Here is a 24,136-nt window from a genome sequence, read left to right as displayed (position 1 = left end):
GGCTTATTGAACGAATAGGACAAAGGCGGTATACCCGTAGACGAGGGAAGAGAACCCGCACGTAAAAACAATGACCCGATGGACAAAGCGGGAAGACCCCAAACGAAGACAGCGTGAAAACTGAAAGAGTTGGACATACCAACGATAGGCAAAAACCGAGGAGAGCAAGAAGCACAGAGAGACGGCCAACGGCCCGCCCGCCGCAATGGTTCGCGCGTTCAGCATGACCACAAATCCGGATCCGAGGACGAACAGCATAAGCCCCCGGCGAACCGGGTCGATGAATACATCCCCTGGAGAAGCCTCCCCCGCCCTCGAAGGACGAAAAAATTTGACCGTCGCCCCAACGAGTAAAAAATGGAAAGCCCCCGCGATGAAGACCAAGACCGGGATACCGGAGCGAAGAAACCGAGTCACCGTCCCTCGTTCGACATTGAAACGGCGTCCACAAAGTGGGGCATGCCCGTAAGATAGGGTCGAAACAGGACACGCCGACGAACCCCATAGGTTTTAATGCGTCGGTAAAGGAACAAGCCCAGGGCTTCATCGTGAACCCTCTTTTCAAGGTTTTTAAAAGCAAGTTCGCTTTCTTTAGGGTCCAAGACCATTGTGGCTTTCTCGAACGCCTGATCAAAAGAGGGATCGTGGTGCATACTGAAAAAAGATTTTGAGTAGAACAAGAGGCCCTCGGAAAAAGACACGTGGGCCGTTGGAGATGGAAAGGTGGACATCCCGAAATTCCACGTTCCTTTTTTAAAGGCCTCCACCGCTTCTCCCTCTGGAAATATATGAAGCCGGACATCAAATCCCGCCAAATCCAATTGTTTCTTAACAATGCGGGCCGGCCGTTCAACAAAGGGAACCAGGAACACATCCACCTTCACGGGGGTCGCAATACCCGCCTCGCGAAGAAGGGCTTTGGCTTTTGCGAGGTCAAACGGATACGGTTGAAGATGGGTGTCATACCCCGTCTGGCCAGGGGTCGCCAACGTCGCCACAGGCTCTCCGTTCCCCTGGAGATCGAAACGGATGAACTCCTCTTTATTTAACGCATAATTAGCAGCCTGGCGGACACGTTTGTCGTTAAACGGGGGGATGTCGGTATTGAAATGGCCTCCCACGGCGTAGAGAGCCTCTTTTTTCACCACCTGCGTGAGAGGATTCTCCGCCACCTTAAGGGTGTACGTTCCAGGCAATTCCGTCATGATGTCCACCGTGCTTTCGAATAGGCCTGCCAGCTGGTCGTCGACATTTGGAAGAAACCGCATCACCAACTCATCAATGCTCGGACGCGCGGGATCCCAGTAATCCGGATTTTTCTCCATAACAATTTCCTTTCCCGAAACCCAACGCTTCAGCTTGAATGGACCCGTTCCGATCGGGCTTTTCGCAAAGGCGGCGGAACCCCGGGTGCCGTAGTCCATCGGAGGAACAAAAACCAGCAATCCCGCAAAACGACGAAGAAGAAGACCGTCTGGGAACTTGGTCACAATTTCGACCGTGTACGGGTCGATGATCTCCACTTTATCGATCGTGTAAAGAATTCCGGCAAGAGGAGATTTTGAACCAGGATCAAGAATTTTTTGAAGGGTGTATTGAACGCTTCCGGCGTCAAACTCTTCCCCGTTGTGAAACCGCACATTTTTACGCAAACGAAAACGGTACCGGAGGGGATCGATCCGTTCCCAGGATTCCGCGAGAACAGGCACGATGTGCGCATCGGCGTCAAAACGCACCAAGCCCTCCATCATCTGGTAAACAAGCGTCCATTTTTTCTCTGAAAGGGTATAAAGAGGATCCAAAGTTCCCGGATCGATATTGTCGTCACAGACCACCACGCGCCGAGGGGCCCCCTTAGCCCAACCAATCGTGGGCAACAGGAACAGTCCAAACACGCTGAAGATTCCACAGGCCCCCGCGAGACGACAAATTCGGGTTGTCCTCAAAGACTTAAGGAATCCGGTGAATCGTTTACGGGTTACCATTCTGGGTTTCCCTCCACGGTCGGAACCATTTAACGGCGGCTCCCATAATTTGACTGGTTTTTTGAGGCGGAACGGTGTTGGGGCCGATTCGCACGCGAACCATTGGCGGTGAAAAGGGATTCGGCCGACCGGCCACCATCGGATTCATCGCGGAGGGTCCCGGCGGTTTGCGATAAGTCCCTCATTTGTCGTTCTTCCCAGAAAAAAACCTCTCCAAGGTGGCCAGGCGCATGCCGGTGGGAGGGATGGCGTCCGGACAGATGTGGACGTCGATGACCGTGGGACGTCCGGATTCAAGCGCTTGATGGAGCGCCTGTTCGAGTTCCCCGCCCCGCTCCACCCGGAACGCCTGGGCCCCGACGGCCTCGGCGATCTGGGCCACGTTCAGCGGGTGTTTGAAAAGAGAGGTGCAGAATTTGCCTTTGAACTGGAGGGTTTCGCCCAAATGCACCATCCCATGGCCCCGTTGTTCATCACGATCCAAATCACAGGAATATCGTTTTCAACCGCGGTGTGAACCTCCATTCCGTTCATGGCGAAAGCGGCGTCGCCCACCAGGGCGACCACGGGGCGGTCCTTCGCCGCCATCTTTCCCCCGATGGCCGCCGCCACGCCGTGGCCCATGGACCCGAACCCCATGTTGATGAAGAATCCCCCCGGCTCCCGCACCGTGAAATAGTGGAGCGCCCAGGCCATGACGTTTCCGATATCCACGAACAGAATCGTGTCCGAAGGAAGGGCGTTCTGCATTTCGGCGATGACCCTCTGCGGGAAGAGGGGCAAAGAGTCGTCGGTCATCTTCTTGGCGTCCAGGAACCGGGGCGTGGCGGCCTTCATGCCCCGAATCACCGCCAAACGAGGCCCGAAATCGGCCTCCTGATCCAACCACCGCATGTCCCGCTCCAATTGAAAGTTGAGTTCCTTGAGCACGTGCAGAGCGTTGCCGACCAAACTGACATCCACGGGATAGTTTTTTCCGATCTCGTGGGGATCCACATCAATCTGCAAGATCCGCCGGTTTGCTCCGACGCGCGGGTCCCAGGCGTGGGTGGCCAGCTCGCCGAAACTGGTGCCGACGCCGAGCAGGAGATCCGTCTCGTCGGACAAGAGGACGGCGTCAGCTTGAGGCGACCCCGCGAAACCGAAAACCCCCAGCGAGAGCAAATGATCTTCCGGAAAAACGCCTTTCCCTTTTTGCGTGGTGGCCACGGGAATCTTCAGCCGCTCGGCCAGCGTCCGAAGTTCACTGTAGGCCCGGGCCAGATGGACCCCATAGCCCGCCAGGAGGACCGGACGCTTGGCTTGCAAAATCAATTTCGCCGCCTCTTTCACGGATCGGCGATCAAAAAGTTCGGGAGGGGTGCGGTATTGAGTAGGGGGGCGAATGTCCGCCGGAACTTGAATTTTCATCATGTCCGCCGGGAGACTGAGATGGATCGGCCCGGAACGGCCCGTGAGCCCGGTGCGGAGGAGGTGGCGCGTCATGTCGGCGATTTTATCCGGCATCATCAGCATGACGCTGGCTTTGGTCACGTCTTTGAACATATCCACAATATCGATACCCAAGGGGGAACTCTCCTGGGCGGCCCCCTTGCCGAAAGCGGCCAAGGCCACTTGGGCGGTGAGGATGAGGACGGGGACGGAGTCCCGGTAAGCGCAAGCGATTCCCGTCAGCGCGTTGGTGGCGCCGGGACCGGTGGTGGTGCAACAGACCCCGAGGCGCCCCGACACCCGCGCGTAGCCGTCGGCCATGAAAGCGGCGCCTTCTTCGTGCTTGGCGATGATGGACCGGATTTTCCCCCGCTCGAAAAGCGCCTCGTAGAACGGCATCAGGGGCCCCCCCGGAAGCCCGAAAATCGTATCGACCCCTTCCTGCTCCAAATACGCCAGCAGGACCTGGACCGCCGGAAGGGTGGCCGCCGCCGGCACCGTCGGAGCGGGGGACGCCGTCCCGTTGGTTGAGACGGGTACGAAGTCGGAACTCCGTCGCCGATAAAGGGTCGGCGGAACTTCACCCGGATTTGAGATTTTCGCCTTCATGGAAGGAACCCGTCCAGCAACGGAAAGATCGGGGAACTAGAAGGGGGGGGTGGAAAGGGCGTCACCGCGACAGCGGCGGTCTTCGAACCATGGAGTCGATCCCAGTAGTCGCAACGCAACACGTGTTGACCTCCCGGCGCCTGTGGCGTCGGTATCCGGACGGGCCTGGTCCTCGGTTTTGATACCGCGGACCCTACGTTTCTCGGCGTTCGGAAAGGAACTCGGGAGGCCATGCTCCGGACGCCTCCCAGCGCCCTTCGCTCGGTCCCCCCGCGTTGCCCAGGGGGAGGCCTTTTGTTAGGGAGAGTATATTCCCATGCGGCGAAAGGTGTCAATCATCAGTTGTAAATTTAATGTAACAATGATGGGCTAAAAAACATGACGGGGGTCATGCTTTATTTTGGAGGGGTGAGAAAAAGGGAGCGGACGATCAGGACCCGGAGGGGGCGGAGCGGCCGACGCTATGGTATTGGAACCCCAGGGCGGAAACGACGGCGGGGTCGTAGAGGTTTCGACCGTCGAGGAAGACCGGGGTCCGCAAAAGTGATTTCACCTTGGCGAGGTTCACGTCGCGAAATTCTTTCCATTCGGTGGCGAGCAAAACGGCATCGGCGCCCCGGGCCGCATCGTAGGGATCCCGGCAGAACCGGACATTTTTCATTTGGATCCGGGCCTTGGTCATGGCGACCGGATCGTAGGCGTTCACCTGACAGCCCTCGTTTTGGAGGCCTCGAATGATGTCCAAGGCGGGCGCGTTCCGCAAATCGTCGGTGTCGGGTTTAAACGCCAGGCCCCAGACCGCGATGGTTTTTCCGCGCAGGTTCCAGAGGGATTTCTTCAGGCGGTCCACCGCCCACAACTTGGCTTGGTCGTTGATTTCCCGCACCGCGCGGAGCAGTTTGAAATCCACGCCGGCGGTTTCCGCCATATGGATGAAAGCGCTCACGTCTTTCGGAAAACAAGATCCGCCATAGCCGATCCCGGCCCGCAGGAAGGCGGGGCCGATGCGGGGGTCCGCCCCCATGCCCTGGGTGACCAGCGTCACGTCCGCCCCCACGCGGTCGCAGAGCGTGGCCAGGGCGTTGGCGAAAGAGATTTTCGCGGCCAAAAAGGAATTCGACGCGTGCTTGATCAGCTCCGCGCTCTTGATGTCCGTCACCAACACCGGCGCCTTGAGCGGGGCGTAGAGTTCCCGCATCATGGTTTCGGCGCGGGACGATTCCACGCCGACCACGATGCGGTCGGGTTTCATGAAATCCTGGACCGCGGTGCCTTCCCGAAGGAATTCGGGATTAGAAACCACGTCAAAGGGAACGTCTTTTTTTCCGTGGAGCAAGAGCGTCTGGCGGACCTTGTCGCCGGTGTTCACCGGAACGGTGGATTTCTCCACGATCACCGTGTAGCGCCGAAGCAGGTGCCCCACCTGGCGGGCCACGGTTTCAACAAAAGAGAGGTCGGCCTCGCCGTTCGGAAGCGGGGGCGTGTTGACGGCGATAAACACATATTCGGCGGTCTTCATGGCCTCTTCCAAGCGGTGGGTGAAATTCAGCCGGCGGGCTTTGCGGTTGGCGGCGACGACTTCGGCCAGGCCCGGCTCGTAGATGGGAAGTCCGCCCTTTTTTAGGGTCTGGATTTTTCCCTTGTCCGAATCGACGCACAAAACGTGATGCCCGATCTCCGCCAGACAGGCTCCCGTGACGAGCCCCACATACCCGCTCCCCACCACCGCGACGTTTTTGCTTTTCATATTTTTCCTTTCGTTGGGCGAGCCAGGCGCGCGGCGTATTGCTTTTTATAATAGTTTTGAAAACTCCCCTTCCGGGTCTTGATGGGCCGCCACCAGTTTTCGTGAGCGCGATACCAATCCAACATGTCGACCAGACCGGCTTCGAACGGGCGCCGGGGGCGCCACCCCAGTTCCCGTCGGATTTTCGCGATGTCCGGCGCGTAGCGAAGGTCGTGGCCGGGGCGGTCTTGGACGAAATTCAGCAGATCCGCCGGACGGCCCAGGAGCTTCAAAAGACGGCGGGCCACGTCGATGTTCTTAAACTCTCCCGGGCCCGCGATGTTGTAGATCTCCCCCGCCCGGCCGCGCGCCAACACGCGGTCCAAGGCCTCGCAGTGGTCCAAGACGTGGATCCAATTGCGGACGTTCAGCCCTTTCCCGTACAGGGGCAAAGGAATTCCATCGATGGCGTTCGTGATGAAGAGCGGCAAAAACTTTTCCGGATGTTGGTGCGGGCCGTAATTATTGGTGCACCGGGTGACGATCACCCCATATTGGTGAGTGAGCCACTGGGTGAGAACCACCAGGTCCGACGCGGCCTTGGAAGCGGCATAAGGGCTGGTGGGACGGAGCCACGCGTCTTCCCGGGATTTTCCCCTTGGGACCGACCCGTAGACTTCATCCGTCGACACGTGGAGAAACCGCCGAACGCCCGCCTCCCGCGCCGCGTGGACCAGCGTGTAGGTCCCCTGGACGTTGGTCTGAAGAAACGGGTCGGCGTCCAAGAGGGAGCGGTCGACGTGGGTTTCCGCCGCGAAGTGAACGACGGCCTCGATGCCGGGAAGAAGACGTTTCACCGTCGGGGCATGGCCGATGTCCCCCCGGACGAACCGATGGCGCGGGGATTTCAGGACCCCCGCCAGGTTGTCGAGGTTCCCGGCATACGTCAGCTTGTCCAAGGTCGTGACGGAATCCGCCGGATGGTTCTCCAGCCAATACCGCACGAAATGAGACCCGATAAACCCGGCGCCGCCGGTGACTAAAAGCTTCATGCGAAATCCTCCTAATCGTCCCCGCGGGTATCCCGACCGGGGTAGAACTGTTTTTCGTCGATCTCGCCCTGCTTTTTCGAAGTTCCATGTTGGTTTTCAAGTCCAGGCGAAAGTAGATTTCGTTGACGCCCGGCCGTTCCCGGTAGGTCGCGCGCAGGACCCAACAGTGCAAATCGCGCCGGACCACCAGATTTTTCTCCTTAAATTCGGTTTTGTTGTATTGAATTCCGCCGGGACCCATGGCCGTGTAGTGCAGGTCGCCGGACAGCCACCATCCGGGGGTGAGCTGAAACGCCGCTCCATGGTTGACATCGAGCTCGCCCGAGCGTCCCACATTATAGCTAAAGCCGGTTGAAAAAAAGGCCATCTCGTCGGGCCCCAACTTGAAATCAAACAGGGTGGATTGGGGCTTTCGCGCCGGATAAAGTTGAACCGTTTCCCGGGCGGAGGCCGAAAACCATCGCCGCGGTTTGACCCCGACCTCGATGGACGGGGGCGTGAAGCGCTGGCGGGGGGTGGTGTAGCCGAGCGAAGGCGAATCCCGAAAATCATAAAAAGTGCCGGCGCGCCCCCACAGGGCCGAAGACGGGCGATAAGAGGCGAAAAAGTTCATTCCGTTTTGTTCCAAGCCTTGATCGGCGGCCGTGCGATCGCGCGTGAAACTGTTCGGTTCCCACCGCACGCGGTAGAGATGGGATAAATCAAAATCCAAAGACGGCGTCACCCTCTGGCGCAAATTCAGCCCGGTGGACCCCTTGCCGATGGTCACGTCATCGGGAATGAATTCGGTGGCCGTTTCCTGGTCGGATTGCCAGCTTTCCGAAATAGCGGCCGTCGGTTCCAGTGAAATGTTTTTGGTCAAAGGCAACCGCCAACTGAGCCGGCCCAACCCGTCCGCGAATTGCCGGTAGGAATCCTTTCCCGGCAGGATCGGGTCCGTGTTCGGAGGGTTGGCTTCCGGACGGTCGTATTGGTTTCGAAAATTCCCGTTGAAATTGAAATAGGCGTTGGATTTCCCGAGTTTCAACGCCCTGGTTTGAAATCCGATTTGGGGAAGGATCGTTTGAGAGGTGACATATCGATTTTGGGTCGGGTCCAACGCGCGGTCGTGGGAGCTGAAAATGCGCGCCGTGTACCAGGACGCCGCGTGCGTCAGAGCCAGGTCCGACTCCCCCAACTGGCGGGTGCGCTGAACATCGTCCCCGAGATATTCGTTGTTCACGTCCTGGTCGCTCTGCATGGCCACATGAGATTGAACCTGCCACCGGGAATTCAACTGTTGCCAATGGGCCGCCCGAATGTTCCAGCGCCGGGTCCCGTCGATCCGGTCATTAATTTGGTAACCCGATAGGGACCCCCGCACGCTCGCCGTGGAATAAGTGAACTCGGCGCCGAACCCATTGCCGGCCTCGGAGTAATAATCCCACATCAATTTCGCCCGGGAGTAACCGCCCACCGGATAGGTGAAAACGTTTTTCGCGAAATAGCCGTTCCGAGCGCTGTTGCCGGGATCCACCGTGTAGGTCCATCGGTGGTCTTCCAAGGAATGGGTGTAAAACGGCAAATAAAAGATCGGCGTGTTTTCGGCGGCGGCGCGGATATGGCTCACGGTGACCCTCTTTTTGACCCGAAAAAGGGCCGACCCTCCTCGGAAATGGAAATGGGGCGGGTTGAGCTCGCAACTCGTAAAGGCGGCGCGGTCGATGCGGTAGAGCTCGGGGCTCAATCGTTCCATCCGTCGGCCCCACACGCGCCAAGGTCCCTGCTGAATGAAGATGTTTTGAAGGACCCCTGTGGAGGCCTCCCAGTTGTAGCCGATCCCATCGGAAAGGACGGCCAAGTCCCGATCCTCCAGGTATACATGGCCCTGGGCCTCCGCCACATGGCTGGACAAATAAAGAGTGAGGGTGTCCGCCTCCATCCGGGTTCCGCTGGACAGAAGAACCGCGTGTCCTTGGGCCAAGACCGCGTTGTCGGTGGAGCGGTACTCCAGAAAATCGCAGTTCAAAGTCGCCGTGGAGAGCGTGGACGGAGCGGGAAGATCCAAAGCCGACGCCGCCGTGGAAGGAACGATCTCTTGGGCGAAAAGAATCGGTGCCGCCAAGACCAAGAGCGAGATTCCCCCCAACCCACCCCACGTCCAGGGACCTACGGGAGGCGGCCAGCGACCCAAACGGTACACGCTCTCACTCCACCAATAACGCGGAGCCGACGACGCCCAGATCTTCCATGCGTTTTGAAACCAGAACACGGACGGCCCGCGCGGGGGTTTTGAAGGCGTTCTTTTTCATCACGCGCGTCGCTTCCGGCAAAAAGAGCCGCGCCGCCCGGGCCACTCCCCCGGTCAGGAGAAGGGTGTCGGGATTGAGAACGTTCACGAGCCCCGTCAACGCCGTTCCCAGCGCCCCGGCCGCCCGCCGCCAAGCGGCACGAGCCACGGAATCGCCCCGGAGGGCTCGATCGTAAAGAATCTTTGGATTCAGCGGATCCACGACGCGGCCCTTTTTCGCATAGGCCCGCCGCGCCCAACGAACAAGAGAGGCGCCCCCCGCATAGGCCTCCAGGCACCCCCGGTGGCCGCAGGGGCAGGGTTCCCCGCCCGCCTCCACGGTCAGATGCCCCACTTCCCCCGCCGTGCCCGACGATCCGCGATAGAGCCGGCCGTCAAAAATAAGTCCGCCCCCCACGCCCGTGCCCAGGGTCAGAACGATCAGGTTCCGGGTTTTGCCGCCGAACTCCAAATGGTGCGCCCCCCAGGCGGCCGCGGTGGCGTCGTTGTCCAAAACCACCGGGGAGGGGAACCCCGCCTGCCGGAAAAGGTCGGCCAGGCGGAGATTTTTCCAGCCGAGGTTGGGCGCGAACCGGACGAGGCCCCGGGCCGGATCCACGTTTCCCGCCACCCCCACCCCGGTTCCGAGCAGTGAACGGGAGCCCCACGGTTCCGCCGCCGCGGCGAGCGCGCGGACCAGAGAGCGGGGATCCTTGACGGTGGAGACCTGGATCCGTTCTAGGATGCGCCCCCGCTCATTGACCAACGCCATTTTGACCTGGGTCCCGCCCAAATCGACGCCCAGCCGAAGTCCTTTCCTCATATCCGTCTCCTTAAAACCTTCATGGCTTCTCCTACCAAATAGAGGGACCCCGCGATCAGAACGGGCGCGCCGCGTTCTCTCCTCGCCAACCGCCAGGCCTCGCGAAAATTCCTCGCCGTCTCCGTCGGAACGCGCCGGCGCCAGAGAGCCTCCAGTTCTTCGACCGGCCTGGCGCGAGGGGACGGAAGCCGGGTGACAATCACCCGTCGGACCAGGCCCGCCAGGGCGGACGCGATCCCGCCGATGTCTTTGTCTTTTAGACAAGCGAAAATGAGGACCGCGGGCGTTTTCCCCCAGGAGGACGCCCTCCACGCCTCGGCCAACGCGCGCGCGGCCGCCGGGTTGTGGGCGCCGTCCAAAACCACCGGCGGCGTCCTCTGGACCACGTCGAACCGGCCCGGCCAGCGGGCCGCGGCCATGCCGTCACGGATGGCTTTCTCGGAAAGGCGCCACCCCCGTCGGGCCAGAAGATGGAGCGCGGCGAACGCCAGCGCTCCGTTGCGCGCTTGATGGGCACCCCAGAAGGGAACCGGAACCAGCCCCCGAGCCCCGTCGGGCAACCCCACGCGCACCCATTGCCGCAGGCCTTTCCGATCCCGCCGGACCGATTCGAGCCGGATTTCCCGGCCCAGGGTCCAGGTCCGGATGCCCTCCCTCTCCGCCCACCGGCGGGACGCCGCGAGCAAAGACCGGGGGATGTCCTGGAGGAGCGGAGTGCCGACCCTGGCAATGCCTCGTTTCTCAAAATAAATTTTATCCAGCGTGGATCCCAGCCACGCGGTGTGGTCGAGCCCGATGGACGTGATCACCGAGAGTTCGGGAGCCGGCACCGCGTTCACAGCGTCCAGCCGTCCACCGAGGCCCACTTCGAGCACGGCGATGTCCACCTTGGCGCGGGCAAACTCCAGGAACGCGGCCAGGGTTTGGGCTTCGAATTCCGTCAAAGAAATTTTGTGACGCCGTTTCATTTCGGCCACCCGGGCCATGGCGTGGGCCCAGGCCCGCCGAGCCACGGGAATCCCGGCCACCCGCACCCGCTCGCGGACGTTCAGGAGGTGCGGCGATGTGTAGAGACCCGTCCGATGCCCTCCCCGGCGGAGGGCCGATTCGATCAAGGCGCTCACGGTTCCTTTGCCGTTGGTTCCGCCCACGATCACCGAGGCGAAGGCTTCCTCGGGATGGCCCAGAAGGGACAGAGCCCGATGGACGCGGTCCAGGCCGGGACGGATCACATGGGGAAAAACGGGAGGAGGAGGCCACCGACGGACTCGCGGGCCCGTGAACCCATGGGCCGGGGCGGCGGAGCTCATAGGAAATTCAGACCGCGTTTTTTCGGGCGGCCATGAAAAAGGCGAAGAGGGCGGCAAGGCGTTGTTTCAGGAGGGGCCGGTCCACCACCATGTCCACCATACCGTGTTTCAGGAGAAATTCCGACTGTTGAAACCCCTGGGGCAGGGTTTGGCGGATGGTTTGCTCGATCACCCGGGGACCGGCGAAAGCCACCAGCGCCTTGGGTTCCGCCACGATGACGTCGCCCAGCATGGCGAAACTGGCCGTGACGCCTCCCGTGGTGGGATCGGCAACGAGAGAGATGAAGGGGAGCCGCGCCTTCTCCAACCGGCCCAGGGCCGCGCTCGTTTTCGCCATTTGAAAGAGGGACAGGATCCCCTCCTGCATGCGGGCGCCCCCGGAAGAGGAAACCACGAGAACCGGGAGCTCCTCGGCGATACCGCGCTCGATGGCCAGCGTCACTTTCTCCCCCACCACGCTCCCCATGCTTCCGCCCATGAACCCAAATTCCAACACCGCCGCGACGACCGGCGTTCCCTCGATTTTCCCCGCGCCGGCGATCACGGCCTCCCGTTCCCCGGTTTTCTTGCGGCTCTCCTTCACCCGATCGACGTAGGAGCCCGAATCGTGGAAACCCAACGGATCGGCGGCGGTCAAGTTTTCCGCGAATTCGACAAACGTCCCTTCATCGAAAAGCTGGTCGATCCGTTCCCGCGCGGAAGCGCGGAGGTTATAACGGCATTTGGGGCAAACCTTGAGATTTTTTTCCAGTTCCTTGTTGTAAATGATCTGCTCGCACTTCGGACACTTGGTCCAAAGCCCGTGGGGCACCCGCTTTTTTTGTCCGGACTCGTCCACTGCCATGGAAAAACCTCCTCTTAGTCGGCGTCCAGCGCCCGTCGAAGCGAGCGCGCAAAAGGAGCCAAACGCTCCCGGTTTTTCAAGCGCTGAATGAACGCGGATCCAACAATAACCCCGTCGGCCCGCTTCGCGGCCTGTCGAGCCTGAGCCGGGGTCGAAATCCCAAACCCCACCGCCACGGGAACCGGCGAACGTCGATGGAGATCGGCCAAAAATGCGCCTAAACTCCGGGGCAAGGCGCGGCGCGCCCCCGTCACCCCTGCCAGCGACACCGCGTAAAGGAACCCTCGGGACCGCCGCGCGATCAGTCCCCGGCGCCGGGGCGGCGTGGTGGGAGCCGCCAAATAAATGAGGTGGAGGCCCACCCGCTCCAACTCGCGTTCCAATATCGCCCCCTCTTCAATAATCAGGTCGGGAACAATAACCCCGTCCACTCCCGCGGCCGCCGCCCGACGGGCAAAGGATGACGCGCCGATCCGATGAACCGGGTTCATGTAGGTCATGAGAACCAAGGGCGTGGAATTTTTCCGGCGAAAGCGATGGACCCATTCCAGGATGGCCCCCGGCGTCACCCCCGATTCCAACGCCTTCTGGGAAGACGCCTGAATGGTCGGCCCGTCGGCGATGGGGTCGGAAAAGGGGATCCCGATTTCGATCAGGTCCACTCCCGACTCCACCAAGTCCCTTACCGCCCGCTCAAAGAGGGGCCAAGAGGGGTAGCCTCCCGTCAAATAGGCGATCAAAGCCTTTCGACGGCGGGCTTTTAGGTTTACAAAGAGTTCGTCAATGCGGTTCATGGGGTAGCGGGTCCGCCTGGACCCTCGACGGGGCTTATTCTATTAAGATTCCAGCCTCCCGACCAGGCCCGGCCAAGGGAAGAATGGCTGTTTAGCCCGGAACTTTCAGTTGGGCGCGAGGACCGAGACGGAAAAGCCGGGATTTTTACGAAACAAAAAAGTTGGGGCGTAGCGGGGGCTACGTTCAAACTTTTTTGTGAAGTAAAAAGCCTGGATTTTACGTCGAATCCCGTGATCCAACTGAAAGTTCCGGGCTAAAGGTGACGACTCAGGTACAGTCGTTTCTCCCTCTCCCGCCCGCGGGAGAGGGTGGGGTTTCCCGAGGAGGAACCGATCGGAGACCTGAGTAGTTACGTTTAAAGCGGAGGGAGAGGGAATATTTTCGATTAAAAACAGCCCCCCACGGAGCCGGGCTAGGCCTGTTGGAGAAGTTTCGTGAGGTGGGTAATTTCGTCGCTGATGGCTTTGGAAACCAGGACGTAGGAAAAGATCGTTAACCCCTCGCCATTCAAAATGGTTTCGAGGTCGGCGGCCAGCAGGAAATCCGACTTGGCGAAGGCGGCGAACTTTTTGGCGTCCAACTTGTTGTCCGAAGTAATGCCCGCGTTCCAGAAGGCGGCTTCATTCGAAAGCCCGAACATGTTACGGATGGAGTCCTGGGTCTCTGCTTTCGCGGCGATCACCACCGGCCTCGATTCTCTGAGGGCCACGGTCATGGCCCCCCGGAAGAAGGCAATTTTGTTCGGATCGTCTGTCCACGCTTTCGATTCAAAATCGTGCATCGCCACTGGCAGGGGCCCCTCGAATTGTTGGGCCCATTCCGCGCCAGCCGTGCTATAAATTTCCTCGGTGATGGAAGACGGTGCCCATCCATCCAGCTGGGCCTCCAAGGATTTCAAGACCGCGCCCATCCCTTCCACGGCCGTTAAAGCGGCGACCCCGGCGCGCAGGTCGTTGTTCGAAATCCCGTTCCCCATTCGGCGGATCAGCGGGGCAAAGCGTCTCGTGAGTTCGCCCGTTCGTTTCAGGTCGAACTTCATCGGACCCGCCGGGCCCCCCAAAAGAGTGCTTCGCAATTTATTGGCCAGCACTTTCAATGCCGCCGACCTTGCCAAATTCTTCACTTCATCCGGTTTTTCTTCTTTTTGGACGGCGTTGTGGATTCCGTGCAGGAGGATCCCCGTCCATGTTTGGATGGCGATTAAAGGGATCCCCAAAGAATCGAGCAAAGGCGAGACCAGGTCCAGTGAAACCAGATACGGAGCGGCGTAAAGGACGGCGGCGTTGATCAACCAGGAAGCGATCAGTTGGCGGGTGAGCCGAACCAAAAGGGCCTGCCGAGCCTCGCCCGGAGGGGCCCGGCCCGCGTGAAGGAGGGCGAAGAGCCCGGAGGCCAGAAACCCGGACGGGTCAAAAGCCGAGAACAGCAGGGCGAACCCCGGCAAACCGGGCGCTTCAGTCCACGGCGCCCATTTCCAGCCGAACCCCTTTGAATTGACTTCTAACTCGGCCCTGAACTGAGCCATTTCCCAAGATATATTCTTTCCCCCAACAACTTTGAAGAAAAGGCTCAATATCCATTTATTCCACCACCGAATGACCAATGGATTCAACCCAGATTTTGTTTCCAGAACTTGACCATTGACCGATCCGGAGTTGAATAATTGTTTTTTAGCGAACAAGGTTCGAAGGTAATCCCGTTGAGCGTCACGGACATCTTCAAGGAAAAGATCTCGAACTCGATGGAATTGGTTCCCCGATTTACCTTTCCGCTTCCAGGCCCGTTCCATTTCTTCGATCTCTTTTAACCCCTCGCCACTCACGCCTTCCGAAAGCAACATCGCTTTGCGGCTTTCAATAGTCTCGAGCCCGTCCACGTCGAACCCAACGATCTTCCCATGACTGTTCATTCCATAATTTCGTAACAGGTTATCGACCGGATCCGAATCAGTTTCCACAACCCCTCTTTCGCTCATTTTCAAAAACAAATCCTCTTTAATCCGTTTAAGGAACTCAGCCCGAACCGTGGCTCGTTCCGCCGGTCTCTCAATGGAGCTAAGAATATCCTCCAATGGTTTGACCCGTTCCTGGATGATGATGTAGTCCTTGTTTAGTAAATCACCGGCAATGTGGAGGGGGGTCTCCTCGTCGTGCACATCCAATACCATTAATGCAAAAATTCCCCCCAAACGATCTTTCGCAAGTTTGTATCCCGAGAGGACTTCCCTTGCGAAGTCAACCTTTCCGCCCACCAACCGATTTTCCCTCGCCACCTTGATGACGATGTTGCTTAATAGAGGGTGCTCGAATGCCCTCATTGTCATGCCGTAGGTGTTGGGAATTTCTCTAAAGGGCATAACCCTTGAGGCCGAATTGATTTTTTCTTTTGCGACGGACTGGGCGATGCGCTCCAACTCTCTTTGGATATCCGCTCGGGGAGCGGGCAAATAATTCTCAAATGCATTTAAGCGACCGTTTTGGAAAGCTTCGACTAAAATGGATAACCACGCCTCTTCATCGCCTTCTTCAACCGTGATGGGCTCTTTTTCAGGCTTACCTCTTTCACTGTCGTCGGACACGCTCAACGCAGGGAGCTTAAATTGACGGCCCAACCAGTTGGGAACGAGGAAGTCGTTGTAGAGGCGGTGCAGAAATCCCGTCAGGAGGACCGGCAGCAGGTTCCCAACGACTAAAGAGAAAGGAGCAAGGACGGGATTTAGAATTGAGAAAAGCAGAGGGCTATGGATGAAGAGGGCGGTGGCCATGATTCCAAAACGGGTCGGCCAGGAGGCCGGGCCTTTGATCCACTCCCCGGGATTTGGGCCCAGTCGATAGACCTCGGTGTGCAAGGCGCCAAAAATAAGGTTCAGCGCCGCATACAACCCCACATCCAACCGGTTCCCAAACCAAAGCCCCGGGTCGAACCCGAAAATGGAGAGGACCGCGGGCGCCAACGCATTCAAAATCCAATAAGCCGCCCCCAACCCGAAGGATTCCACAAACGGCGCGTAAACCCGAATGATTCGATCCCTTCGTTGATTTTCATTCATCCCCACCCATTGCTTCGCCCAGTTCGTCTGGGGGAAAGCTTTCGCCCGCCAATTTAACAGACCCCGAATGAACCTTTCCACCGCCGGAATCGTCGCGGCGGGAGGGACTTCGGTTGACAAATCAGTCATCAGAACCTGCATATCCTGAAGTTTCAATGTGTCCGACCTTCGAAATACAAGGCCCTCCACGTCTTGGTTAACCCTTAAATCGTTACCTGGTTGATGAGCATCCCGCGCGGTTCCAAACCAAAGAATGACCAGTTTCTTTTCAGCATCAAATCTTTTACCAAGGATTTGAAACTCCGCCCCCCACTTCACTCGAGAAAGCCCGCGTTGGCTATACCCCTCGCCACGTGACAACGCGCCGGGATCGCCTTTCAATAATTTAGCGGCCAATTCACGAACGATCCGGGATACGTTTTTCTGCGTTTTAAAAATACCCACAGCGTCGGGATGAATACATATGGCCCAGTCTTCAAAATCTCCGCTCAGTTTCATAGGGGCAATGTTTGTTTCAGTGATTTTGCGGACTTTCTTAAGATACTCTTTCTGGTTCGCCCCGAATTTGAGCCACAGTCGAACCAGCCGGACGGGCCGGCTGGAAATATCCGCCATAAAATTCGCCAGCTCGTCCACCGTCGGAAATTTTGCCAAGAACGCCTCTTCCGTGGGATTTTCATCGAGGATCATGCCATAGATGGATTCCAAGTCCTCTACAATGGCGTTGTCTTCGGGTTCGTTTTCCACGCCACCGCTCCAAATGCCTTTCAGGAACTCGGACATACCGCCGTTCCATAGGCTCTGGTTCTTGGCGGCGGAATAATTTCCAACCAGTTCCATCAATTGGAACGACGGTTTCATCCCAGCGATTTCCAGATCGACGTAAACGCGAAGCCACCTCTCCTGTTCCAGCGACAGATCTAATTTTGACGCGATTTTGAGAACTTGTTTCCCGGTGATAAGTCCTGGAATTGATTTCACCGCCTGTTTTCTCAACTGATTCGGCAGGGACTCCAGTTGCTCTTTTTCATAATCGTTCAAAAAGTGCGAGTATTTATTTACCCTTTTAAGAAAATCATGGGCTTCTTTAAATCGCCCTGTTTGGATGGCGTCATATTCAATCAGTCCCAACAAAACGGCTCCGGTCAGGAGCAAACCGCCTCTTTGTATGACGATTTCAAATTTCTTTTGAACAAATTCAACTTCCTGAGGCAAATAGAGCCCTCTCCTTATCCCGCCTTGGAGATTCAGGAACTGGTCCAGGGCGTCGAAATAATCGGTGACGATATCCCGCACATCCACAGCCCCCTTCTTTGGCGTGCGCTGAGATCGAGAAAATCGATCAGCGGCGGCTCGGACTTTTTTTAGCTGGTCGATAATATCGTCCATTTCGGAATAAACGTCATTGTTTGAAGTGAATACGGGGACGGCCATGGCGAGCCGGGGAGAGAAAAAGCCGAGAAGAGCCGTTATCGATCGAAATGGGACCATCAAGACGTTCCAGACCATGTGGGGAAGAATCATGCCGATGTCGCGGTATTTCCAATAGCCGGCGCCGAAAAAGGCGAACGCCAAGGCCTTCTCCATGAACGGGATGTCCAACCCGAAAAAGAGCCCCATCGCCACCAGCGCCGGCACCGCCGCCACAATAAAGACCAACCCCACCGCCGCCACCGCGCGTTGAATTCCGCTGAAGGGGTGGTCCTTAAACCATTGCCACGGAGTTCGCGACGCTTCGCGCTCCCTAAAGGGTGCGTAAAATATTTCGACGCTTCGGTCGATCATCCAGTTGAGGGCAGGAGACGCAGGCGCCGAGTTCCAACCCAAAAACTTAAACAACCGCGCCCGCCCTTCGGCCAGCGTGGAGTCAAGCGTGAAAGAGGGGGGGGTGATGCCTTCAAACCATTTGTCCATTTCACCAACGACGGCCGCGGCGGTCTTTTCGAGACCCCCCGCTTCATTAGGTAAAAATAATTTCCAGCGACCCCCTGGCGTCCATTCATTTGAGCCTTGATTGGAATTATGGTCCTTCACAATTACAAATGAGCGCATGTGGAGGAGTGTGTCGGTAGGAGCGACAACTGGCCGATTTAGTATTTTGGAAATTTGTTGTGCAACATTTGCACCAAAAGCCAATTCACCTCCCGACCGGCAACTCACAAGCAAAATAGGCGATTTGTTGTTCTTCTCATCATCACCTAATTGGGCCAAAATAATTTCTGCCAAATCCTCAGCGGAAACGGGAGCATCGAGCTCGGGCCCAAAAAGACTCGTCCTGTCCTTGCGAGAGAACCCAGTTGGAGAACCATGGATGTGAACGGTTAGCCACCCGGCCGGATAGGAGAAAAATTCGCTCCCGAGATTCTCTCCGGGTTTTGTGGCCCTTGAGACGGTGGCATAATTTTCAAGGGCATCCATCATCCACGTTGTTGATCGACCTGGGTCCCAGCCGTTATTTTTGGCAAAGGAATCCGCAGCCGACGCAGCCGATTGAAAACTTAGGGCTTGAGATCGCAACTCCTCGATGTTGGCGGAGGCTACTTCCGTGGTCCGACCATCCGTATACGTAGAGAAATCGGGGTATATCTCTTCAATATTGTTTGGAATCCGGAGTGGTTCGTCCCCCCCAACGGTGGCCGCCGGCCAGCCGGCGACCTTCGCCAGGGCGTTGTATCCTTTGTGCAAGAACACACTCGTCGCCGCCCCCAGGGCGTACAGGCCCAACATTCCCAAGGGTCCCAACAAAGGATTCAGCGCCACCAACAGCAAAGGGCTATGAATCAACAACCTCGTTCTCATCAGCCACGCGCGATCCTTCCAGGAAGCTTTCTCCTCGTATACCCAGACACCTTCGACAAACCGGTAAACACCCGTGTGCTTGTATCCGAAATACGCGTTCATCAACCCGTAAACGCCCCCCGTTGCCCAACCCGGCATAGTCGCACCCATCAGAATCATCGCCATCGGCGCCAAGAAGGCCAATGAGAACAAGCCCGATTCCAGCAGGGGCGCCTTTCGTATCGCCTGAGCCGTGATGGCTCCTCGCCGTTCCAGCCATTTCACAACACCGGGCATGGCCGCGGGGACCAATGAACCGGTCGTCTGGGCCGAAGGTTTCCTCCGCCCCGAACCCGTCACGACGGCGAAGCCGAGGACGATCGATTTACGCACACCCGCCCACCAGCTGGCCAACCCGGCCCCGTTCTTCCCCTGAAGGGAAATCGCACCTTCACCGTCCTCGGTAATCGTTAGATTTTCCCTGCGGGATGGTTCTCCACCAACGGAGTAACCCAACGTTAGGCTCGAAATGGCTTTAGCGACAACCCCCAAAACCCGGGGCTTAATTTTGGCTAAGCCCGGCACTTGTTGCATTAACACGAGAAGTTTTTCCCGAGCAAACCCCAAAATTTCACGGAGGCTGTAACCCATTTCTTTCCCTGAAAGGACGCTTGGAAATAGGCTGAACGCCGCGGCGGAAGCCTGGAGCCGGGAGGTCGTTTCTTCGGTGGCCAAACCGCAGGGTTTTTTGAGCGAGATGGGTTCTCCCGAAAAGATCTCTTCGATGGGCAAAGGGTCCTGGGCGAAGGCGTCCAGGTAACGCTGGGTCGGGTCCGCCGGGCCGATTTTTGGCGTGAGGACCGCCACCGACGCGCCGCGTTGGACCAGGGTTTCCATGAGGCCGTCCGTATGAAAACCGCCGGCCACGAGAACGGCCACGGATTGTTTTTCCAGCGCCATCTTTTCCAGCAGACGGTCGATCAGGGCGGCGTTCCGGTCCATGGCGCGCCCGCAAAAAGCCTCGAACGGGGCCAGGAAACCAGGCAGATCGGTGGGCCAATGGACCAGGGCCGTTGGCGCCAAGGCTTTCAGGCGGGAGGGGAAATCAAGGACGACGGCCCGCCGCCCTTGGTAAGCCACCCAGTCGCCGGGTCGCATTTCGTTGGCGAAAAGCTTCTTTAACCGGATCGCGTCCCGGGAAAGGATAACCAATTTACGTTGGTCCGGCGTTTTCGCCAAGGCGTCCTGGGCGGAGGTTTCCAGGTCCGTCAATTCTTTCTCGAGATCCGCTCGATCGATTTCCTCGGCGTCCGCCACGTAGCGCATGTATCCGGTGAGCGCAGGATATCGAGCCAGGGATAAACCGTTCCGTCCGCAAAGGCCCCGCAGAAAGGAATGGTACGCGTTGTGGGAAACCTTGCCGGCGCGGAGATCGACGCTTCGGTTCACGAGTTCCTGAAGCTCAGCCTCCTTCAGTTTTTCAATTAGGTTCTCCACCAGCGCCCGACGGTCGTGCTCCACATCGGGAAACGAAGGGCTTTTTCCTCGCCCAGAACAGACAGGAACCGATTCACGTTGGGGAACCGCGCCGCGATGGCAGTGGCCCCCCCGTTAAACTTCGTCAACGCCGAAACGTATTCCCCCAACCCCCGCTGGTCCTGATCGTAAAGAGTTTGGTTCCGGTCGAACGCTTTCAGGTCCTCCGTATAGAGGGTCTTTTTGACGGAGTCCAGGGTTCCTTGGAGGGACGCCAGGAACACTTCCGCTTGGGGTTTCTCCGCCAGCGATTCTTTGACGGCTGCCACATTGTCCTTGTAGAGGGCCGGGTCTTCGATCCCCCAAAGCGTGAGAGGTTTCTCGGAGGAGAGCGCGGCGAATTCGGGCCCGCCGATAAGATCTTTTTTCAGGAAAAGCTCCGCCGCCTGCTTGACGGGTTCCTGGTCGGGATAAGGTTTGAATTCGTCGGTGGCGAACGCCCCGCTCGCCCCCTCGAGACCCGCCCACCGGACGCCGTGGTCCCGGGCCAGGGCCAACAACATTTCCGCCATGTTCCGTTGCGCCTCCAAATTGCCGTGAACGTCTTGAATATGGAGGATGAGAGGGGCGTCGGTCTTTTTCGACTGGCGGACAAAGCGGATGTGGCCGTAGGGAAGGAGGGTCTTCGCGACGTCTTGAATTCGACGGTCCGTGGTTTGGACCACCTCTTTGCCTAAATGGGAGAGGTCCGTCGTGGTTTGTGGGGGAACCCGGTCCAACACCACCGAGAGATCGCGGGGCGCTGAAACCGAAGCGGGAAGTTGGGCGTAAAGCGGTGCCGGTTTATCTTCGTCCGCGGAAGATTGAGACTGCGCCCGAACCGCATGGCGGCGCTGGTTCCAAAACGCCGTTTCGACCGCATGCACCACCGCGACGTTGCTGAAAAAATAGACGCCCGCCAGCCCCGACAAAAGAGCTCGGGCCAGAAGGGAACGCGGACGATTCAAACGAGGCATAGAGTTTTTTTGAGCACGTTATTCACTACTCATTCATTCGTTCGTTGCAATGGATTGACCGTTCCCCAAGAGTCTAACCCCAGAACGCAAAAGATTCCCTTAGGAAGTTGTAAATTTGTTGTAACAGAACAAACGGGCGGAAAAAACAAGGAATTAGCTTCAATGGAAAGCGATCAGCGCCCGGGAAGCACGAAGGGCCGCCTCCGCGAGGAGGTGGCCCTTCGTTGGGTAAACCCCACCAAATGGTGGAGGTGGCGGGAATCGAACCCGCGTCCGGGAGTGCATTGGTCAGGTCACTACAGGCTTAGCCTAGGCTTGGTCTCGCGCTCGGGTTGTCCCTAGACAGAACCGCCCATGCGCCAGCTCCGTTATGGTCTCGCCGGTCCCGACGAAACGCGCGGGATGCGGCCAGCCGGCTAATGGCGCTCGTTCCCTGTAGCCGGCGTTCAGGGACAAGCGTCACGGCTGTTTAGGCCGCGAGAGCCAACTCAGTGTTGGCGTTTAACGGTTTGCCCGTTTTTTAGCGAAGCTCGGACGACTTCGGCCTGCAACCAGAACCTCAAACACCCTCGTCGAACCCTGTTCACCCCCGTGCGGGAATTCGGGCGCTCTGCGCCCGCCGCACGCACCCACGCTCTGCGTGGGTGCCACAGCTTAGAGGCCAGCCCGGTATACTGGACTGTTGTTTTTGATTTTAGCATTTCTCGACGACAAATGGAGGGTAAGGCTTTCAGGCGAAGGAAGGCTTAATCAGACTCCGCTAAGTTTTCCCCCCACCCTCTCTGTGCAACCCGGATCATAGGTAACACTTTAGACCGGGCACATGGGTGACAGTTTTACTGAATCAAAAGGTTGCAATTGTTTGTTCGACGCATCGTACATCGCCAAAGGAACAGGGCCAAAATGAATCGTCCACCGATCGTTATCGACACGACGCAAACCCACCTGCTCGCCGATCAACGCTTCGCTCACATACATAAAGTCGCCACCCCATTTGATCTCGCCGTTGGACCTCACGCGCCGGACTTCGACCCCGTTTCCGTATTCCAGCTCCGGGAGCTTCAGCGGATAGGTTCTTTCCGACGGACGATAAATCCGAGCGGGCGTTGCCATTCCCAAAGATTCATGGGGCCGCTCGTCATTGAACTCCTTTCGGAAAACGCAAAACGATCCTTGTTGCGCCATGCTGTTTTTCTCCGGCGGGTTTACCGTCGCCTCCGCCAAACTTCGATGCATTCTCTCGTGGCACCCATTTTCTTCCGGATGGCCGGGTCGAATGCGCTCAGGAATGATCCCCAGCCGAATCCACCACACCGACAACCGCGACAGCCCGCCCAATCCCACGCTGGCGAACGGCGGTCCGTTATCCGATCGAATCGCCCAGGGCAGACCGAACTCCCGAAAAGCCGCTTCGAACCAGGGACGAACGTTGTCTCCCGTCGTCGATGTCAGCGCCCGGCACTCGATCAAATAACGACTTGCCAGGTCCGTAATCGTCAGCGGATCCACCCGGCCGCCGTCCCGTGTTCGGAACCATCCCCTGAAATCCGTAGCCCATACGTCGTTGGGGCGGCAAGCCGAGCGCACATTCCCTGCGAAAATCGGCGTTCGTTTTCGGCGGCGTGGCGGTTTCGTCAGCCCGTGGCGCTTCAGAATCGCTCCCGCTGTGCTCACCGCCGGCCAAATCTCGTTTGGCCGGATTTCCTTTAGCCGATGGACCAATTTGCGCGGCCCCCAATGCGGGTGCTGATGCCGAAACAGAACCAGCCCTTCTTCCGTCAACGCGGGGGTCTGATTGGGATGGCTATGCGTGGCTCGGCTCATCTCCTTCAAACCATCCAATCCATGCGTCTGATACCGTTCAATCCACTTGTACCCAGTTTTTCGACTGATGCCGTAGATCCGGCACAGATCCGTCATGGGCTCTTCATCCTTCAGCCAATCGCCAATGTATTTCAATCGCTCTTCCATGGGGTAGGTCTCTCTCCAGGGCATAGGTGTGTCCCTCCTTGCCCTTTGTTGTACCTGTTACCCATGTGCCCGGTCTATTCTGTTACCAGTGTACCCGGTTTATACCCTCCCCGGCCCTCTCCCGCTCGCGGGAGAGGGAGCTCAATGGATGGAGTTCAACTTCAATTATAAATCCGCCTGAATTAACCGGCGCTCCGGGATTGGACTCTCGCGCCCGCGGGACACCATTTAATTGGAGCTTTCGATGGCGTAGGTGAGGGCGTGGCGGACGCGGCGGCGATCTTCGCCTTGGCGGAAGTTAAGGCCGGTCACGAAAGAACCCTGGTTGCCGTCACTTCGGGCCACCACCACGGGAACCCGTCGGAACTCGAAACGGCCGGCGATGTCGAAATCAAGAAACACGGTTTGTCCGGGTTCCCAGGGCTCCAGGGTTTCAATGCGGAGGCCGGAAAAACTGATGTCCCGAATAATGACGCGTCCCACCTTTTCACCGTCCGCGTCCTTGTAAATGTCGCCGCCGAAGAAGAAACTCACCCTATTATGGGCGCGCTGATCGGTTATCATATGGACCGCCTTTTCGCTCGAAAAAAATCCTGGAGCAGGCGACGAGCGTCGACCTCCAGGATCCCCCCCCCAACTTCCGCGCGGTGATTCAAAACCGGATGCCGCAACAAGTCCACCACTGAGCCTGCGGCACCCGCCTTAATGTCCCACACGCCAAAAACGACGCGTTTCACGCGGGCCAGAACGATGGCACCCGCACAAAGAGGACAGGGTTCCATCGTACAATAAAGGGTCGTATCCATCAATCGTTCCTGTTGGATCCGACGAGCGGCCGACCGGATGGCGAGGACCTCGGCGTGGGCGGTGGGGTCTTTGAGTTCACGGATGCGGTTTCGCCCCCGGGCGATGATCTTCCCGCCTTTGACGATCACGGCTCCCACCGGGACTTCATCCGACTCGGCCGCCCGGCGGGCTTCTTTCAGGGCTTCCCTCATGAAC

General features: G+C 58.2%; 15 protein-coding genes and 1 other RNA gene. All 16 read right to left on the bottom strand.

Going from position 1 to position 24,136, the window contains the following annotated elements; genetic code table 11:
* Nucleotides 1-3 precede the first annotated feature (3 nt).
* Entirely contained in the window at nt 4-417 is a 414-nt protein-coding gene (locus tag IPP35_09800) for a hypothetical protein (protein ID MBL0059384.1), read from the bottom strand.
* A complete protein-coding gene (locus tag IPP35_09795; GenBank protein ID MBL0059383.1) occupies nt 414-1,838 on the bottom strand; it encodes an ABC transporter substrate-binding protein in 1,425 nt (474 codons plus the stop codon). Before IPP35_09795 ends, IPP35_09800 begins: the two co-directional genes overlap by 4 nt.
* A gap of 328 nt (nt 1,839-2,166) precedes the next feature.
* Nucleotides 2,167-2,430, bottom strand: a complete 264-nt coding sequence (locus IPP35_09790) for a hypothetical protein (protein MBL0059382.1) — start codon at nt 2,428-2,430, stop codon at nt 2,167-2,169.
* The gene (locus IPP35_09785) at nt 2,370-4,025 is read right to left on the bottom strand and encodes a thiamine pyrophosphate-binding protein (GenBank protein MBL0059381.1); all 1,656 of its coding nucleotides are present in this window, start codon (nt 4,023-4,025) and stop codon (nt 2,370-2,372) included. The genes IPP35_09790 and IPP35_09785 overlap by 61 nt, the downstream gene beginning before the upstream one ends.
* A 430-nt stretch (nt 4,026-4,455) precedes the next feature.
* Nucleotides 4,456-5,772 carry a UDP-glucose/GDP-mannose dehydrogenase family protein gene (locus IPP35_09780; GenBank protein MBL0059380.1) on the bottom strand — a complete coding sequence of 439 codons (1,317 nt, stop codon included), beginning with the start codon at nt 5,770-5,772 and terminating at the stop codon, nt 4,456-4,458.
* Nucleotides 5,769-6,803: a dTDP-glucose 4,6-dehydratase gene (gene rfbB / locus IPP35_09775; protein MBL0059379.1), complete on the bottom strand. Its 1,035-nt coding sequence runs from the start codon at nt 6,801-6,803 to the stop codon at nt 5,769-5,771. The genes IPP35_09780 and rfbB overlap by 4 nt, the downstream gene beginning before the upstream one ends.
* Nucleotides 6,804-8,989: 2,186 nt before the next feature.
* A complete protein-coding gene (locus tag IPP35_09770; protein MBL0059378.1) occupies nt 8,990-9,895 on the bottom strand; it encodes an ROK family protein in 906 nt (301 codons plus the stop codon).
* The gene (locus IPP35_09765) at nt 9,892-11,205 is read right to left on the bottom strand and encodes a bifunctional folylpolyglutamate synthase/dihydrofolate synthase (protein ID MBL0059377.1); all 1,314 of its coding nucleotides are present in this window, start codon (nt 11,203-11,205) and stop codon (nt 9,892-9,894) included. The genes IPP35_09770 and IPP35_09765 overlap by 4 nt, the downstream gene beginning before the upstream one ends.
* Before the next feature lie 7 nt (nt 11,206-11,212).
* Entirely contained in the window at nt 11,213-12,049 is an 837-nt protein-coding gene (locus IPP35_09760; protein ID MBL0059376.1) for an acetyl-CoA carboxylase carboxyltransferase subunit beta, read from the bottom strand.
* Nucleotides 12,050-12,063: 14 nt separating this feature from the next.
* The gene (locus tag IPP35_09755; GenBank protein ID MBL0059375.1) at nt 12,064-12,843 is read right to left on the bottom strand and encodes a tryptophan synthase subunit alpha; all 780 of its coding nucleotides are present in this window, start codon (nt 12,841-12,843) and stop codon (nt 12,064-12,066) included.
* Between the two features lie 413 nt (nt 12,844-13,256).
* Entirely contained in the window at nt 13,257-20,168 is a 6,912-nt protein-coding gene (locus IPP35_09750; protein ID MBL0059374.1) for a hypothetical protein, read from the bottom strand.
* Nucleotides 20,156-21,163 (bottom strand): hypothetical protein, encoded by a 1,008-nt coding sequence (locus IPP35_09745; GenBank protein ID MBL0059373.1) that lies wholly within the window; start codon nt 21,161-21,163, stop codon nt 20,156-20,158. The genes IPP35_09750 and IPP35_09745 overlap by 13 nt, the downstream gene beginning before the upstream one ends.
* 243 nt (nt 21,164-21,406) lie before the next feature.
* Nucleotides 21,407-21,754, bottom strand: a transfer-messenger RNA (tmRNA) gene (gene ssrA, locus IPP35_09740).
* Between the two features lie 219 nt (nt 21,755-21,973).
* Entirely contained in the window at nt 21,974-23,158 is a 1,185-nt protein-coding gene (locus tag IPP35_09735) for a transposase (protein ID MBL0059372.1), read from the bottom strand.
* Nucleotides 23,159-23,362: 204 nt separating this feature from the next.
* A complete protein-coding gene (locus IPP35_09730) occupies nt 23,363-23,698 on the bottom strand; it encodes a PilZ domain-containing protein (GenBank protein ID MBL0059371.1) in 336 nt (111 codons plus the stop codon).
* Nucleotides 23,695-24,132, bottom strand: coding sequence for a tRNA adenosine(34) deaminase TadA (tadA, locus tag IPP35_09725; protein ID MBL0059370.1), 438 nt, complete (start codon nt 24,130-24,132; stop codon nt 23,695-23,697). The genes IPP35_09730 and tadA overlap by 4 nt, the downstream gene beginning before the upstream one ends.
* Nucleotides 24,133-24,136 lie beyond the last annotated feature (4 nt).

The sequence above is a fragment of the Elusimicrobiota bacterium genome (genome assembly GCA_016721625.1).
GTDB lineage: Bacteria > Elusimicrobiota > Elusimicrobia > FEN-1173 > FEN-1173 > JADKHR01.
This window is presented reverse-complemented; position numbering and strand designations above follow the sequence as displayed.